This is a genomic window from Streptomyces sp. NPDC096040, assembly GCF_040303265.1.
In the GTDB taxonomy this organism is placed as follows: Bacteria; Actinomycetota; Actinomycetes; order Streptomycetales; family Streptomycetaceae; genus Streptomyces.
In genome coordinates this window covers 29,941-45,808 of sequence record NZ_JBEOTA010000020.1, presented here as the reverse complement: position 1 = coordinate 45,808, position 15,868 = coordinate 29,941, and the positions used below count along the sequence as shown (strand labels likewise).

Here is a 15,868-nt window from a genome sequence, read left to right as displayed (position 1 = left end):
GGCGGGCGACGCGGTGGGGGCACCCCCGGCCGAAGGCTGGGGGACGTCGGCGAGTGACGACAACGCGGCTGGGGGTCCCCTCTGGGGGAGTGCCTTGTGCCTGCCACGCCCCGCGTCTGCGGCATGATCCGCCGGACAGGCCCCCAGCCGTGGACCCGAAGACCCCGCCGCGGCGGGCGACGCGGTGGGGGCACCCCCGGCCGAAGGCTGGCGGACGTCGGAGAGTACGCGGCTGGGGGTCCCCCCTCTGGGGGAGCGGGATCCGCCGGGCAGGCCCCAAGGGCGGCCGGTTAGGCTCCTTGTCGTGGACCCGAAGACCCGGAACCGGATTATGGCCGGTGCGCTTGTGCTGTTGTTCGTGGTGGTCGCCGTGGCTTCTGCCATGAGGTGACCGGAGGAGCCGAAGGGATGACCGCGGCCGGCTGAGTGACCGGCCGCGGGCCGGCGGTGGCCCTTACGGGCGCTGCCCCTGACGTCGGCTACCGGTCGGCTACCAGGCGAACGCCTCCGGAGAAGGACCCGGACCCGGGAAGATCTCGTCCAGCCCCTCCAGCAACTCCTCGCTCAGCTCGAGCTCGACGGCCCTCAGCGCCGACTCCAGCTGCCCGCCGGTGCGCGGGCCGACGATCGGACCCGTCACCCCCGGACGCGTCAGCAGCCAGGCCAGCGCGGCCTCGCCCGGCTCCACCCCGTGCTTCTCCAGCAGGTCCTCGTAGGCCTGGATCTGCGCGCGGGCGGCGGGGTCCTTGAGGGTGTCGGCGGCCCGCCCGGACGCCCGGCGCCCGCCCTCGATCTCCTTCTTGATCACTCCGCCCAGCAGGCCGCCGTGCAGCGTCGACCAGGGGATGACCCCGAGGCCGTAGTCCTGAGCGGCCGGGATGACCTCCATCTCGGCGCGCCGCTCGGCCAGGTTGTACAGGCACTGCTCACTGACCAGCCCGATGGTCCCGCCGCGCCGGGCGGCGATCTCGTTGGCCTGGGCGATCTTGTAGCCGGGGAAGTTGGAGGACCCGACGTACAGGATCTTGCCCTGCGTGACGAGGGTGTCGATCGCCTGCCAGATCTCCTCGAAGGGAGTGCTGCGGTCGATGTGATGGAACTGGTAGACGTCGATGTAGTCGGTCCCCAGCCGCTTCAGGCTGGCGTCGACGGATCGCCGGATGTTGAGGGCGGACAGCTTGTCGTGGTTGGGCCAGGCGTCGCCGTCGGCGGCCATGTTGCCGTACACCTTGGTGGCGAGCACGACCTTGTCGCGGTGCGCGGCACTCTTGGCGAACCAACTTCCGATGATCTCCTCGGTCCGCCCCTTGTTCTCACCCCACCCGTACACATTGGCGGTGTCGAAGAAGTTGATGCCGGCGTCCAGCGCCGCGTCCATGATCGCGTGACTGTCGGCCTCGTCGGTCTGGGGGCCGAAGTTCATGGTGCCGAGGACGAGTCGGCTGACCTTGAGTCCGGTACGTCCGAGCTGCGTGTACTTCATGTTCACCCAGCCAACGGCGTGGAGTGCGCTCTAAGCAAGCACCCCGGTCAGTCGTCCCGGCCGCGGGGCTCGGCGAGCAGGTCGTCCATCAGCTCGCACCGGACCGAGGGAAGGTACTCGGCGACCGCCGGCCCTCCTCCTCGGCCGCCTCCGTATGACCACGATCGCGCGGTTCGACGATACGCACGGTGACCGGGGAACGTCCGGATCCGGTCAGTCCGTTCCGGCGGCCGCGTACTCCTCGCCCAGAGCCCACCCCTGCCACATCGCCACGGCGAACGCCTCCGCGATCCGGTGCTCGCCGTTCGCGTTGGGGTGGGTGCCGTCGTAGGTGTCGGTGTGGATGTCGTAGGACGGCGGAGGTGAGGCCAGCAGGAGCGGTGACCGGGGCTCGTCCAGGTCGGCGACCGCCTTCGCCAGCAACTCGTTGAAGAGGTTCACCTCTTCCGCGAACCGCACGTCCGACGCGGCCCGGATGTTCGGGATCACCGGCAGCACCACCATGCGGATGCGCGGCTTGGCCTCCCGTGCGGCGGCGACGAAGGACCGTACGTTCGCCGCCGTCTGTTCCGCGTTCGTGTAGAAGCCCAGGTCGATCAGGCCGAGGGACACCAGGAGGACGTCGGCGTGGCAGGAACGCGCGGCCTCCCCTATCAGCGGGGCCATGTGCAGCCAGCCCTCGCCCCAGCCGGCCAGGTGGGCGCGGGGGAAGTCGGGGTCGGCGTAGGCGTACGACGTGGGTGCGTCGGCGAGCTTGTCGTACAGCGTCTCGCGCGGGCCGACCAGCGTGAACGGGCCGCCGTAGGTCGCGCACAGGTGCCGCCACATGCGGTACCGCCATGTGTGTTCGCCCGCGCTGCCGATGGTCATCGAGTCCCCGACGGGCATGAACCTGAGCATCCGCTCATGATGGACGATCAGCGGGAGGGACGGGGTGTGAGGACCACCACGTCCCCCGTAGGGGAACATCGGGCGGGATGGCAGGCTTGGCCCATGCGCCGACGATCGCCCGCCTTCCCCGCCGGAGCCCTCCTCGCCGGGCTCCTGCTCACGGGGGCCCTGGGCTCCGCCCCCGCCTCCGCCGCCGACGGCACCGGTGACCAGGGGTTCACGATCAAGGACCCGCGCATCACCGAGTCCAGCGGTCTCGCCGCCTCCCACCTCCACCCCGGCATCTACTGGACCCACAACGACAGCGGCGACGGCCCCTACATCTACGCCGTCGACAGCGCGACCGGGAAGACCGTCGCCACGGTCACTCTCAGCGGCATCGGCAGACCCCGTGACGTCGAGGCCATCTCCATCGGCCCCGACAACCAGATCTACGTCGGTGACATCGGCGACAACCTCGACGGCAGCTGGCCGTATGTGTGGATCTACCGGCTGCCCGAGCCGAAGGTGCTGGAGAACCAGACGATCAAGGCCACGCAGTACATCGTCAAGTACTCGAACGTCGCCCGGAACGCCGAGTCGCTCATCGTCCATCCCAGGACGGGACGCGTGTACATCATCGACAAGAAGGAGGACGGCGGGCATCTGTACGAGGGCCCGGCGACCCTGTCCTCCTCCGGCACCAACATCTTCAAGCCCGTCGCCACCGTCGACCTCTGGGCCACCGACGCCGCCTTCTCGCCGGACGGCAAGCAGCTTGCCGTACGCGGCTACTTCGGCGGCATCTACTACGACTGGAACGGCGGGAGGATCAAGCGCGAGGGGCGGCTCGACGTGCCGCTCCAGAAGCAGGGCGAGTCGGTCAGCTACTCCGCCGACGGGACCAAGCTGATGTACGGGAGCGAGGGCTCCGACAGCCCGGTGCAGGCCAAGGACGTGCCGGGCGGGACGGCGGCCGGGAAGTCGTCGACCGGAAGCGGGAGTTCGGCCGCCGACGGGGGCAGCGGCAGTCCCGCCACCGGCCAGATCAAGGTCGGCGCCATCGCCGTCGGCGTCGCCCTGCTCGCCCTCTTCGGGCTGCGCCGGCTGCGGCGCACACCCACCCGCCGGCACTGACGCCCGGTGTGCGTACACCGGGCGCCTCTCACCGTCGTACGGAAGTGATCAGAGCTTCTCGATCACGTAGTCGACGCACTTGGTCAGCGCCTCGACGTCGGCCGGGTCGATCGCCGGGAACATCGCGACACGGAGCTGGTTGCGGCCGAGCTTGCGGTAGGGCTCGGTGTCGACGACGCCGTTGGCGCGCAGCACCTTGGCGACGGCGGCCGCGTCGATCTCGTCGGCGAAGTCGATCGTGCCGATGACCTGGGAGCGCTGCGCCGGGTCGGCGACGAACGGGGTGGCGTACTTGCTCTCCTCCGCCCAGCTGTACAGCCGGGTCGAGGAGTCCTTCGTACGGGCCGTCGACCACGCCAGACCGCCCTGGCCGTTGAGCCACTCCAGCTGCTGGTTGAGCAGGAAGAGGGTGGCGAGTGCCGGGGTGTTGTACGTCTGGTTCTTGCGGGAGTTGTCGATCGCCGTGGGCAGGCTGAAGAACTCCGGCACGTGACGCCCGGACGCGTGGATGCGCTCGGCGCGCTCGATCGCGGCCGGGGAGAAGATGCCGATCCACAGGCCGCCGTCGGAGGCGAAGGACTTCTGCGGGGCGAAGTAGTAGACGTCGGTCTCGGTGACGTCCACGGGGAGGCCGCCCGCGCCGGAGGTGGCGTCGACGAGCACGAGCGCGCCCTCGTCGGCCCCGGCGACCCGCTCGATCGGCATGGCGACACCGGTCGAGGTCTCGTTGTGCGTGAAGGCGTAGACGTCCACGCCGGCCTCGGCGCGCGGCTCCGGGTGGGTGCCCGGGTCGGAGGCGATGACGGTGGGCTCGGCCAGCCAGGGGGCGAGCTTGGCGGCCTTGGCGAACTTGGACGAGAACTCGCCGAAGTTCAGGTGCTGCGACTTGCCGTCGATCAGACCGTGGGTGGCGACGTCCCAGAAGGCGGTGGATCCGCCGTTGCCGAGGACGACCTCGTAGCCGTCCGGGAGGGAGAACAGGGAGCTGATGCCCTCGCGGACCTGGCCGACCAGGTTCTTCACCGGGGCCTGGCGGTGGGAGGTGCCCATGAGAGAGGTACCGGTGGCGGCGAGCGCGTCCAGCGCCTCTGTCCGCACCTTGGAGGGGCCCGCGCCGAAGCGTCCGTCGGCGGGCTTGATGTCAGCGGGGATCTGGATGTCAGCCACGGGGCGAGCGTAGTGGTTGGAGGAAACGCGGTCGAAATGTAGTCCGTCGGGTGAGACGGGCGGGTGTGGGGGTGTGAGACGGTTCCGCGGCCGTCGTCCCGCGTCACTGTCGGTGCCGGCGGGCAGACTGGGAGACATGGTCGAACTGGAGGCTGAACTGCGCGGGGCCGTCCGGGGCGAGGTGGGGTTCGGCATCACGTCGCGGGCGCTGGTCACCATGGACGCGTCCAACTACCGGCGGGTCCCGCTGGGGGTGGTGGCCCCTCGGGACGCGGACGACGTGGCGGCCGTACTGGAGGTGTGCCGTGCCCACGGGGTGCCGGTGGTCGCCCGGGGCGGGGGCACGTCCATCGCGGGGCAGGCGACGGGCACGGGCGTGGTCCTTGACTTCACCCGCCATATGAACCGTCTGGTCGACCTGGACGCGTCCACCCGTACGGCCGTCGTCCAGCCGGGGCTGGTCCTGGACCGTCTCCAGGAGGCCGCCGCCCCGCACGGCCTGCGTTTCGGCCCCGACCCCTCCACGCACAGCCGCTGCACGCTCGGCGGGATGATCGGCAACAACTCGTGCGGCTCGCACAGTGTGGCCTGGGGTACGACGGCGGACAGCGTCCGGGAGCTGGACGTGATCACCGCGCGGGGCGGGCGGCTGCGGCTGGGGCAGGACTGGGCCGGGGCACCGGAGGGCCTGCGCGAACTGGTGGCCGGGGATCTGGCCCGCCTGCGCACCGGATTCCCGGAGCTGCCCCGCCGTATCTCCGGTTACGCGCTGGACGCCCTGCTCCCCGAGAGGGGCGCCGACGTGGCCCGCGCCTTCTGTGGCAGCGAGGGCACGCTGGGAATCCTCACGGAGGCGACCGTCCGCCTTGTCGAGTCACCCCGCGCGCGTGCGCTGGCGGTGCTGGGGTACGCCGACGAGAGCGCGGCGGCGGAGGCGGCGGCCGGGCTGCTCGCCGCCGCCCCGCTGACGGTCGAGGGCATGGCCGCCGACCTGGTGCGGTCCCCGGCCGGACTGCCGCGCGGTGGCGCCTGGCTGTTCGTGGAGACGGGCGGGGACTCGGCCGCGGCGGCACGGGCGCGTGCGGAGTCGGTCGTCCGGGCGGCGGATGTCCTCGACGCGCTGGTCGTCACCGACCCGGCCGGGCAGCGCGCACTCTGGCGCATCCGCGAGGACGCCTCCGGTACGGCGACACGGATGCCGGACGGCAGGGAGGCCTGGCCCGGCTGGGAGGACTGCGCGGTACCGCCGGCCCGCCTGGGCGCGTACCTGCGGGACTTCAGAGGCCTGCTGTCGGCCCACGCCCTGCGCGGCACCCCGTACGGCCACTTCGGTGACGGCTGTATCCACGTCCGCATCGACTTCGACCTGCTCAGCGAGGCCGGTGTGGCCCGCTTCCGCCGCTTCTCGGAGGAGCTGGCCGGCCTCGTCGTCGCCCACGGCGGCTCGCTCTCCGGGGAGCACGGGGACGGCCAGGCGAGAGCGGAACTGCTGCCGAGGATGTACGGCGAGGAGATGGTGACTCTCTTCGAGCGCGCCAAGGCCCTCTGGGACCCGGACGACCTCCTCAACCCGGGCATCCTGGTCCGTCCCGCCCCCCTGGACTCGAACCTCCGCTTCTCCGTCCTCCCCCGCGAGTCACTGCCGGTGGCCTTCGCCTACCCCACCGACGACGGCGACTTCTCCGCGGCCGTCCGCCGCTGCGTGGGTGTGGCGAAATGCCGTACGACCGCGGTGTCCGGCTCCTCCGTGATGTGCCCGTCGTTCAGGGCGACGGGCGAGGAGGAGCACTCGACGCGCGGCCGGGCCCGGCTGCTGCACGAGATGCTGGCGGGCGAGCTGGTGACGGACGGCTGGCGCTCGGAGGAGGTCCGGGACGCGCTGGACCTGTGCCTGTCCTGCAAGGGCTGCCGGTCGGACTGCCCGGTAGGGGTGGACATGGCGACATACAAGGCGGAGTTCCTGCACCACCACTACGAGGGCCGTCGCCGTCCTTCGTCGCACTACAGCATGGGCTGGCTGCCGAGGTGGCTGGAGTTGACGGCCCGCACCCGCACGGCGTGGGCGGCCAACGCGCTCGCCTCGGTACGACCGCTGGCGGCGCTGGCCAAACGCCTGGGCGGTATCGCACCGGAACGCGGGATCCCGCGCCTGGCGAGGGAGCCCTTCAGCCGGTGGCAGCGGCGGCGCCCGCGCGGCTGGGCGGCGGAGGCGCGGCCGGGTCACCACCCGGACCCTCCGGTGCGCAGGGTCTTCCTCTGGCCGGACACGTTCACCGAGTACCTGTCACCGTCCGTGGGCCGGGCGGCCGTACGGGTGCTGGAGACGGCGGGAGTGGGAGTGCTGGAGCTGCCGACGCGAGGTGGGAGGGCCCGGTGGCCCGGCCTGTTCCCGGGCCGGCTCGGCCGCTTCTCCCGGGCCTGCTGCGGACTGACGTACATCTCGACGGGCCAACTGGACCGTGCCCGCGCTGTGCTGCGCCGCACCCTGGATCTGCTGGAGCCGTTCCTGGTCCCGGAACCGGGGGACGCGCCCCTGTTCGTGGTCCTGGAACCCAGCTGTGCGGCAGCCCTGCGCGCGGATCTGCCGGAACTCCTCCCGGACGACCCGCGTGCGGCACACCTCGCGGGGGCGGTGGTCACCTTCGCGGAGGCCCTGGAACGCCTGGCCCCCGACTGGGCGCCGCCCCGCCTGGACCGCCCGGTCACCGGTCAGACCCACTGCCACCAGCACGCGGTTCTGGGCGACACCGCCGACCGCCGCCTCCGCCAGGCCGCCGCCCTCAACGGTGACCTGACGGGCGGCTGCTGCGGCCTGGCCGGCAACTTCGGTTTCGAGAAAGGCCACTTCGAGGTGTCGAGGGCGTGTGCGGAGGAACAGTTGCTGCCGGCGGTGGCCGAGGCGGCGGAGGACACGGTGATCCTGGCGGACGGCTTCTCCTGCCGGACCCAGCTGGAACAGCTGGCGGGGGTGCGGGGGCGGCATCTGGCGGAAGTGCTGGCGGAGGGGTTGGAGGGGGAGGGGAAGTGACCTTGCGCGAGGCTGGATGGAACCGGGTGGCGGTCCTCTCCGACATCCACGGGGTGTTGCCGGCGCTTGAGGCGGTCCTCGCGGAACCGGACGTGTCCACGGCCGACCGCATCGTCCTCACCGGCGACATCACGGCGGGCCCGCAACCGGGCCAGGTGATCGACGCGTTGCGCGAGCTGGGCGACCGGGTGCTGTGGCTGTCGGGAAACGCGGACCGGGAGTTGGTCGAGTACCGCCGGGGCGAACGTACCGAAATCCCCGACCCGATAGGCCCGTTCGCGGCGGACGCGCTCACCGCCGAACAGGTCGACTTCCTCGCTGCCCTCCCCAAGACGGCCACTCTCACGATTCGAGGCATGGGCCGGGTCCTGTTCTGCCACGCGACTCCCCGCGACGACGAGGAGGTCGTCCTGGTCGACTCCCCCTCGGACCGCTGGGCGGAGGTGTTCGCCGGCATCGGCCCCGACATCGGAACCGTCGTCTGCGGCCACACCCACATGCCGTTCACCCGCCTCGCCCACGGCCGCCTGGTCGTCAACCCCGGCAGCGTGGGCATGCCCTACGGCCGTCCGGGCGCCCACTGGTGCCTCCTGGGCCCCGGGACCGACCTGCGTGTGACGTCGTACGACATCCCGGCGGCGGTGGCCCGGCTCCGTGCCGAGTGCGCGTACCGGGACATCGCCGAGTGGGCGGACTGCTACCTCAACTCCCGGGTGACCGATACGGAGGCGTTGGCGGTGTTCGGGCCGAGGGACGGGAGGGCGGCGGCCACCGAGGCTCCTTGAGGCCTGTCCGGCGGGCGCAGCTCAGGACGGTCCGGGCCGGGCAGCCCGGAGCGTCGGTGAGCGTTTCCGTGACACGCGGTCCTCGGCGGCGTGGGGAAGGCAACCGCTCGGGGTGCGTCTGTTGTCCTTGACGGAAATGACCGGTCCCGCAGCCGAGGAGCCCCCGCCGATGACAGCAGCCCTTCGCCTTCAGCCCATCAGCCGTGCCGAGCATCTCGCCTTCGCCGGTTCCCGGCCGTCCGTCAGCCATATGCAGTTGCCGTCCTGGGGGGATGTGAAGGCCGACTGGCGGGCGGAGAGTCTGGGCTGGTTCGACGGGGAGGGGCGGATCGTCGGGGCCGGGCTGGTGTTGTTGCGGGCGTTGCCCAAGGTGAAGCGGTGTCTCGCCTATCTGCCGGAGGGGCCTGTCATCGACTGGCACGACCCGGGGCTCGAGCGCTGGCTCGATCCGTTCCTGGCGTATCTGAAGCAGCGCGGCGCTTTCGCGGTGAAGATGGGGCCGCCGGTCGTCGTACGACGGTGGAGTGCGGACGCGGTGAAGGAGGCGATCGCCGATCCCGCCGCCCGGCGGCTGCGGGACGCCGAGGCGACCTCGAAGGATCCCCGTGCCCTCGAACTCGGCGAACGGCTGCGCCGGATGGGGTGGCGGCAGGCGGAGGCGGGCGGGGAGGAGGGGTTCGCGGCCGGGCAGCCCCGGTATGTGTTCCAGGTTCCTTTCGCCGGAAGGTCGTTGGACGACATCCAGCGCGGGCTCAATCAGCAGTGGCGGCGCAATGTGAAGAAGGCCGAGAAGGCCGGGGTCAAGGTCGTCCGCGGCGGATACGAGGACCTGCCCGCCTTCTACACGCTGTACGCCGAGACCGCCGAGCGCGACCGCTTCATCGCGCGCCCCCTCTCCTACTTCCAGCGCATGTGGACCGTCCTCACCGCCGAACACCCCGACCGTATGCGCCTCTACCTCGCCCACCACGAGGGCGAGGTGCTCGCCGCCGCGACCATGCTCACCGTCGGCGGGCACGTCTGGTACTCCTACGGCGCCTCCACCAGCCGCAGGCGCGAGGTCCAGCCCAACAACGCCATCCAGTGGCGGATGATGTGCGACGCCCACGAACTCGGTGCCTCCGTATACGACTTCAGAGGCATCACCGACACCCTGGAGGAGTCCAACCACCTGCTGGGGCTGCTCCGTTTCAAGGTCGGCGCAGGCGGGGAGGCCGTCGAGTATCTGGGGGAGTGGGACTTCCCGCTCAACAAGCTGCTCCACAAGGCGTTCGACGTGTACATGGCCCGCCGCGCTTCATAAGCCGGCTCTCAGGTTCATAAGAGAACTCTCAGGTTCGGGGCCGTTATACAGCTGTTACCCAGGTATTCACAGCGCCTGTTTGCCTTTCGCAAGCCGACTTTGCTGTTCCTTGAGATCCGGGCCGTGTAAGTTCATCGGTGTCGGGCGGCGGGGATTGCCGAGGATGACGATCCGAAATCCCCGGACGTTGCCCAAGAGAATTCTCGCTCCATCCTGCACCACTTGCACTTCGAACTCTCAAGGAGTCGGAATGAGCCTCAAGAAGCTCGCCCCGCTGCCCCCCAAGCCCAAGAAGCAGCTGCCCCCGCCGCCCCCGCCGAAGCCGAAGAAGAAGGCCCACAAGCCGCTTCCGAAGCCGATCCCCGGCCAGGACGGCTGAGCCGGCTGTAAAAAGGACCGACGGTTCGCCGTCGGTCCTTTTTCACTCCTGAATTCCCGTAATTCCAGCGTCGGAGAGCGGAGGTCGTGGGAAATGCGCGCAAAGGAGAGTGGAGGAACGGAATACGAGTACGAAGTCGACGACTCGGAATACGAGGACGAAGACGAGTACGACGAGTACGACGAGGACGCCGACTACACGCCCGCCATCCCGGCCCGCACCGCCTTCCGCCGCTTCTGGCCGCTGACCCGGGGCCTGCGCGGCTGGCTGGTGATCGTCTGGGTGTGCACGGTGATCGCCGCGCTCGCCGAGACCGAGGCCATCCTGCTCTTCAGCGACCTCACCGACCACGCCCTGCAGCAGGGCTCGCTCCGCGCCTTCTGGAGCCCGGCCGGCCAGTGGCTGGGCATCGCGATGGTCGGCGCGATCGTCGCATACGCCGGCAACTCCATCGCCGCCTGGGTCACCGAACGCTTCGTCATGCGGCTGCGCGAACACGTCTTCGACCATGTCCAGCAGCTGCCCCCGCACTTCTTCCAGCGCCACCGCCAGGGCGACCTGCTCTCCCGTCTGACCAGCGACGTCGAGGCCATCGAGACCATGGTCGTGTCCGGGCTGGTCGGCGCCGCATCGGCCCTGTTCAGTGCCCTGTTCTACGCGGCCGCCGCATTCTGGCTGCGCTGGGACCTGGCCGCCGCGACCTTCGTCCTCGCCCCCCTGTTCTGGCTGGCCGCCCGCCGCTTCTCCGGCTCCATCAAGGACGTGTCCAGGGAGGGCCGGGTCGCCGACGGCGCCATCACCTCCGTCGTCGAGGAGTCCCTCGGCAACATCGTGCTGACACAGGCGTACGACCGCCGTGACGCCGAGCGCCGCCGTCTGAACGAGGAGGCGAGCGCCTGGTTCCGTGCCTCCGTCCGCTCCACCCGCCTCAACGAGGCCTACGAGCAGCTCGTCCAGGTCATCGAGACCGTCTGCGTCCTCGCGGTGATCGGCATCGGCGCCTGGGAGATCTCCACCGGCCGCATGACCCTCGGCCAGCTCCTCGCCTTCTCGGCCTTCCTCGGCTACCTCTACCCGCCCGTGCGCGGCCTCGCCCAGCTCGGCCTCACCGTCACCGCCGCCACGGCCGGTGCCGAACGGCTGATCGAGATCCTCGACGTGAAGCCGTCGGTCACCGACCCGCGCCGCGGCACCGGCACCGACACCGGCCGCCCCGACGGCACCGTCGAGCTCCGCGACGTCGGCTTCCGCTACCCCGGCGCCGACAGGGCAGCCCTGGAGGGCCTCTCCTTCACGGTCAGCCCCGGCGAACTCGTGATCATCACCGGGCCCAGCGGCGCAGGCAAGTCCACCGTCTCCAAGATGCTGCTCCGCTTCTACGACCCCGACAGCGGCGAGGTTCTCCTCGACGGCGTCCCGCTCCGCGACTTCCCGCTGGCCCGGTTGCGCGAGTACATCACCCTGCTCCCGCAGGAGACCCTCGTCCTGCACGACACCGTCCGCGCCAACATCGCCTGCGGCCGCCCCGGCGCCAGCGAACAGGCCATCGAGGACGCCGCCAGGGCCGCCGACGCGCACGACTTCATCGTCCGGCTCCCCGACGGCTACGACACCAAGGTCGACCCCAACTCGGCCCGGCTCTCCGGCGGCCAGCTCCAGCGCCTGGCCATCGCCCGCGCGATCCTGCGCGACGCCCCCGTCCTCGTCCTCGACGAGCCGACCACCGGCCTGGACGCGATGGCCGCGCGCCGCGTCGTCAAGCCGCTGCGGCGCCTGATGAGCGGCCGCACGACCATCATGATCACCCACGACCTCAACCTCGCCCCCGACGCCGACCGCATCCTCGTCGTCGACCGCGGCCGTATCGTCGAAACCGGCCGCCACGACGAACTCCTCGCCCACGGCGGCGCCTACTCCCGGCTCCACCGCTCCCAGAACAACGCGGTGATGGACACCGGCGAGCTACGGCTCCCACTCTTCGCCGACCAGGGCACACCGGCGGCGGGGCAGCCTGTGGCCGTACCCCGGGCTTCCTACGCCGGGGCGGAGGCTGGCGGGTACGGGTACCAGCAGCCGTACGGGAACGTGTACGACTACGACGTGTACGCGGCCGCGGGGCTATGGCCCCAGCCCGTGTACGGGGCCCACATGGAGGCGGCCCACATGGAGGCGGCGCCCATGGCGACCGGGGTGCCGATGGAGGCCGACTACGGCGCGAACGTCCCGTCCACACTCCCCGACGGTCGGCCCCTGTTCCGTGACGAGGAGCCCTGGCCCGGCATCTGAGCCGCCGTCGGACTGCCGCCGGCGCCGGCGCCTGATCCGGATCTGCGCACGGCGCTCCTGGAGCCCATCGACGGCGTGGCGCCCCGACTGGCGGCCGTGACGGAGAACCGCGTCTGGCGTCCCGCGCTCCCCGGCCTGGTGTCCGCTGTGACCGAGGTGGTGGAGAGAGTCGACGTGGACCTGGGTTTCCGGCTTTTCCTGCGGATGCTGAAGGCCTCGGCCCTGCCCATCGGCCCGCGTGATCACCGGGCGTTCCTCGCGGTCGCCGAACGGTTCGGCTACCCGGACCTGTCGCGGAGGGGCTACCTCCACCTTGTCCCGGCCGTGCCCTGGGCACAGCCCGCGGCAAGGCAGGTGGTGAGCAGGCCACCGTGCGTCTATCTCACCATCCAGGACAGTCCCATAAGGGGTTCACGCGCCTGTCGAAGTCCATTACCCTGGACTGAGAAGTGCATCGAACTGAACGACGAAACCCCAGGACCACCCTTGACCACCTCCAGCACCTCACAGCAGCCGACGTCGACGCCCACGCCCGCCCCGGTGTCCGCGCCGGCTGCCACCGGCATCCCGGGCCGACTCGGCTCGCTCGGTCCCGTCGGTCTGGTGCTGGCCGGCGGGATCTCCGTGCAGTTCGGTGGTGCCCTCGCGGTGACCCTGATGCCCAGGGCGGGTGCGCTCGGCGTGGTGACGTTGCGGCTCCTCGCGGCCGCCGTCGTCCTGCTCGTGGTCTGCCGGCCCCGGCTGCGCGGCCACTCCCGCACCGACTGGGGCACGGTGATCGTCTTCGGTGTCACCATGGGCGCGATGAACGGCCTCTTCTACGAGGCCGTCGACCGCATCCCGCTGGGCCCCGCCGTCACCCTCGAAGTGCTGGGCCCGCTCGCCCTGTCCGTACTGGCCTCCCGGCGCGCCGTCAACGCGGTGTGGGCCGGACTCGCCCTGGCCGGTGTCTTCCTCCTCGGCGGCGCAGGCTTCAGCGATCTCGACCCCACAGGTGTCGCTTTCGCCCTGGGGGCCGGCGCCATGTGGGCCGCCTACATAGTCTTCAGCGCCCGTACCGGCCGCCGCTTCCCGCAGGCCGACGGCCTCGCCCTGGCCATGGCGGTCGCGGCCCTGCTCTTCCTGCCGCTGGGCATCGCCGACGCCGGTACCAAGCTCCTCGACCCGACCACCGTCGCCCTGGGCTCGTCGGTCGCGATCCTCTCCTCCGTCCTCCCCTACACCCTCGAACTCCTCGCCCTGCGCCGCCTTCCCGCGCACACCTTCGCCGTTCTCATGAGCCTGGAACCGGCCATCGCCGCCACCGCCGGCTTCCTCATCCTCGACCAGGCCCTGACAGCCACCCAGGCGGCCGCCATCGCCCTCGTCATCGCGGCGAGCATCGGCGCGGTCCGCACCCAGGTGGGCCGCGGCCGGCGGGCGGCGGCCGGTCTGGAGTCGGCGGGCCTTGAGTCGGCGGGCCTTGAGGCCGCGGCCGGTCCTGAGGCGGCTGCGGGTCTTGAGACGGCGGCCGGCCTTCAGGCGGACGGGAAGGGCAGCGCGTCCTGATAGCCGTTGGACGGCCGCTGGATCTTCTTCACGGTCTGGGCGTCCAGCGCGACCGGCGCCGACTTCGTGCCCAGCTTTCCGCCGGGATGCCAGTTGCCCGTCACCGACACCCAGGTGTTGGCGGCCGGGATGCTGCTGCCGTAGATCCGCACCTTCACGGACTGCGCGTCGGCCGCGCAGCACGAGATGATGATCCGGGTCAGATCCCAGCTCCCGCCCCCTGGGACGGGCGTGACCAGCCCGCTCATCTCAACGGTCCGCGCCTTGATGGCCAGCGTGCGGTCCTGCTGCACGCGGGTGGTGAAGTCCGTGAGGGTGATGGGCAGCGGTGAGGTCTTCGGCAGCGGATCGAAGTCGTCCTGCTCCGCCACGACCTTGGCGGGCTGGCGCGAAGCGGTGTACGCGCCGAGCGCCGGCGGGGCGTAGAAGAGCAGGCTCAGCGCGGGGAGCAGTAGCAGCCAGGCGACCCGGGGGACGGCGGAGTGGTCGTGGTCGTGGTCAGCGTGGTGGTCTTCGTGGCCGCCATGCCTGCCGTGCCCTTTCCTGCCCTCTCTCGCCGCCGCCTCCACGATGCCCAGCACCAGCAGCACGAACCCCGACGCGATCAGCAGCGGACGCATCCCGGGCTTGACGTAGCGCAGGCACAGGTCGGTGAAGAGGGAGGCGTGCAGCAGGCCGAGGCCGCTGAGGACCAGCAGGGTCACCTGAAGCGGACGTCTCACAGCAGCACCCCTCCGACCAGCACACTGCACAGGACCGCGACGACCGTCGTGGCGGCCGAGAAACGGGCCGCGAAGGCCCGGCCGAACGTACCCGTCTGCAACGCGATCAGCTTGAGGTCGACCATGGGGCCGACCACCATGAACGCCAGCCGGGCAGTGGGCGAGAAGCCCGTGAGCGACGACGCCACGAACGCGTCCGCCTCCGAACACACCGCGAGGATGATCGCCAGCGCGGCCAGGAACAGCACCGACAGCCACGTCGAACCGGAGAAGGTGTCGAGCACCGAGCGCGGCACCGCCACATTGAAGGTGGCCGCGGCCATGGCGCCGATCACCAGGAAGCCGCCCGCCTGGAGGAAGTCGTGCTGGAAGCCGCGCCGGAACTCCGTCCAGCGGCTGTGCCCCGGCCGGTGCCCGGTGTGCCGTACGGCGGGCCGCAGCCACTCCTCCCGCCCCAGCCAGAGCCACAGCCAGCCCATCACGGCAGCGGTGACCAGTGAGGCGAGCAGCCGGGCCAGCACCATGAGGGGGGTGCCGGGGAAGGCGATGGCGGTGGCGGTCAGCACGACCGGGTTGATGGCGGGCGCGGAGAGCAGGAACGCGAAGGCGGCGGCCGGGGTGACCCCTCGCCCGATCAGGCTGTTCGCCACCGGAACCGACGCGCACTCGCAGCCCGGCAGTACGACCCCGGCCAGCCCGGCGACCGGCACGGCCAGCGCGGGCCGCTTCGGCAGCAGCCGGGTGAACACCCGCTCCGGCACGAACGCGTTGATCGCCCCCGACAGCGCCGTACCGAGCAGCAGGAACGGCGTCGCCTGCACGACGACCGCCAGGCACACCGTCTGCCAGGCCTGCAACGCGGCCTTGCTCACGCCCTGGCCGAGGAGGAAGAGGGCGGTACCGGGGAGGACGGCGGCGGCCACGAGGAGCAGGGGCCAGTAGCGGGGGAGTTCACGCGAGGGTGTGTCCGCGACCCCCTCCGCAGCCGTACGACCGCTTGCCGTGGGGTCTACGACGATCGTCGTCTCCGCCCCCACGGCGAGTTCGTCTGTCCTCCGCACGTCCCGCACGTCCCGCACGCCTCGCACATCGCTCCATCGCCGGATGTCCGCATCGAACATAGGGCATACGGGCGCCGTGGCCGCGACTGGCCGTCCCAA

The 15,868-nt window shown here is 71.1% G+C and carries 12 protein-coding genes; 7 read left to right on the top strand and 5 right to left on the bottom strand.

The window, feature by feature from the left end:
• Positions 1 to 490: 490 nt before the first annotated feature.
• Together ABTY98_RS26470 and ABTY98_RS26465 are read right to left on the bottom strand one after the other, a co-directional pair.
• Positions 491 to 1,483 carry an aldo/keto reductase gene (locus tag ABTY98_RS26470; RefSeq protein ID WP_352223472.1) on the bottom strand — a complete coding sequence of 331 codons (993 nt, stop codon included), beginning with the start codon at positions 1,481 to 1,483 and terminating at the stop codon, positions 491 to 493.
• 213 nt (positions 1,484 to 1,696) lie between these two features.
• Positions 1,697 to 2,383 carry an SGNH/GDSL hydrolase family protein gene (locus ABTY98_RS26465; protein WP_352223471.1) on the bottom strand — a complete coding sequence of 229 codons (687 nt, stop codon included), beginning with the start codon at positions 2,381 to 2,383 and terminating at the stop codon, positions 1,697 to 1,699.
• A 93-nt stretch (positions 2,384 to 2,476) separates the two neighbouring features.
• Between ABTY98_RS26465 and ABTY98_RS26460 the strand changes: the two genes are divergently transcribed.
• The gene (locus tag ABTY98_RS26460; RefSeq protein ID WP_352223470.1) at positions 2,477 to 3,490 is read left to right on the top strand and encodes a TolB-like translocation protein; all 1,014 of its coding nucleotides are present in this window, start codon (positions 2,477 to 2,479) and stop codon (positions 3,488 to 3,490) included.
• 48 nt (positions 3,491 to 3,538) lie between these two features.
• On the opposite strand, the gene serC is transcribed toward ABTY98_RS26460, so the two are convergent.
• Positions 3,539 to 4,657, bottom strand: coding sequence for a phosphoserine transaminase (gene serC / locus ABTY98_RS26455; RefSeq protein WP_352223469.1), 1,119 nt, complete (start codon positions 4,655 to 4,657; stop codon positions 3,539 to 3,541).
• Between the two features lie 136 nt (positions 4,658 to 4,793).
• Here serC and ABTY98_RS26450 point away from each other — a divergent pair, with 136 nt between their 5' ends.
• The 6 genes from ABTY98_RS26450 (at position 4,794) to ABTY98_RS26425 (ending at position 13,986) form a co-directional block, all read left to right on the top strand.
• Positions 4,794 to 7,685, top strand: a complete 2,892-nt coding sequence (locus ABTY98_RS26450) for an FAD-binding and (Fe-S)-binding domain-containing protein (RefSeq protein ID WP_352223468.1) — start codon at positions 4,794 to 4,796, stop codon at positions 7,683 to 7,685.
• Positions 7,682 to 8,470 carry a metallophosphoesterase family protein gene (locus ABTY98_RS26445; RefSeq protein ID WP_352223467.1) on the top strand — a complete coding sequence of 263 codons (789 nt, stop codon included), beginning with the start codon at positions 7,682 to 7,684 and terminating at the stop codon, positions 8,468 to 8,470. The genes ABTY98_RS26450 and ABTY98_RS26445 overlap by 4 nt, the downstream gene beginning before the upstream one ends.
• 169 nt (positions 8,471 to 8,639) lie before the next feature.
• Positions 8,640 to 9,773 (top strand): lipid II:glycine glycyltransferase FemX, encoded by a 1,134-nt coding sequence (locus ABTY98_RS26440; protein WP_352223466.1) that lies wholly within the window; start codon positions 8,640 to 8,642, stop codon positions 9,771 to 9,773.
• Between the two features lie 250 nt (positions 9,774 to 10,023).
• Positions 10,024 to 10,152 (top strand): hypothetical protein, encoded by a 129-nt coding sequence (locus ABTY98_RS26435; protein ID WP_352223465.1) that lies wholly within the window; start codon positions 10,024 to 10,026, stop codon positions 10,150 to 10,152.
• Positions 10,153 to 10,245: 93 nt separating this feature from the next.
• A complete protein-coding gene (locus ABTY98_RS26430; protein WP_352223463.1) occupies positions 10,246 to 12,438 on the top strand; it encodes an ABC transporter ATP-binding protein in 2,193 nt (730 codons plus the stop codon).
• A 486-nt stretch (positions 12,439 to 12,924) separates the two neighbouring features.
• On the top strand, positions 12,925 to 13,986 hold the full coding sequence (locus ABTY98_RS26425) for an EamA family transporter (RefSeq protein WP_502994360.1): 1,062 nt from the start codon (positions 12,925 to 12,927) through the stop codon (positions 13,984 to 13,986).
• Here ABTY98_RS26425 and ABTY98_RS26420 read toward each other — a convergent pair.
• Together ABTY98_RS26420 and ABTY98_RS26415 are read right to left on the bottom strand one after the other, a co-directional pair.
• On the bottom strand, positions 13,956 to 14,708 hold the full coding sequence (locus tag ABTY98_RS26420; protein WP_352223462.1) for a TIGR03943 family putative permease subunit: 753 nt from the start codon (positions 14,706 to 14,708) through the stop codon (positions 13,956 to 13,958). The two genes, ABTY98_RS26425 and ABTY98_RS26420, sit on opposite strands and share 31 nt — an antisense overlap.
• A complete protein-coding gene (locus tag ABTY98_RS26415; RefSeq protein WP_352223461.1) occupies positions 14,705 to 15,769 on the bottom strand; it encodes a permease in 1,065 nt (354 codons plus the stop codon). The genes ABTY98_RS26420 and ABTY98_RS26415 overlap by 4 nt, the downstream gene beginning before the upstream one ends.
• Positions 15,770 to 15,868: the final 99 nt, after the last annotated feature.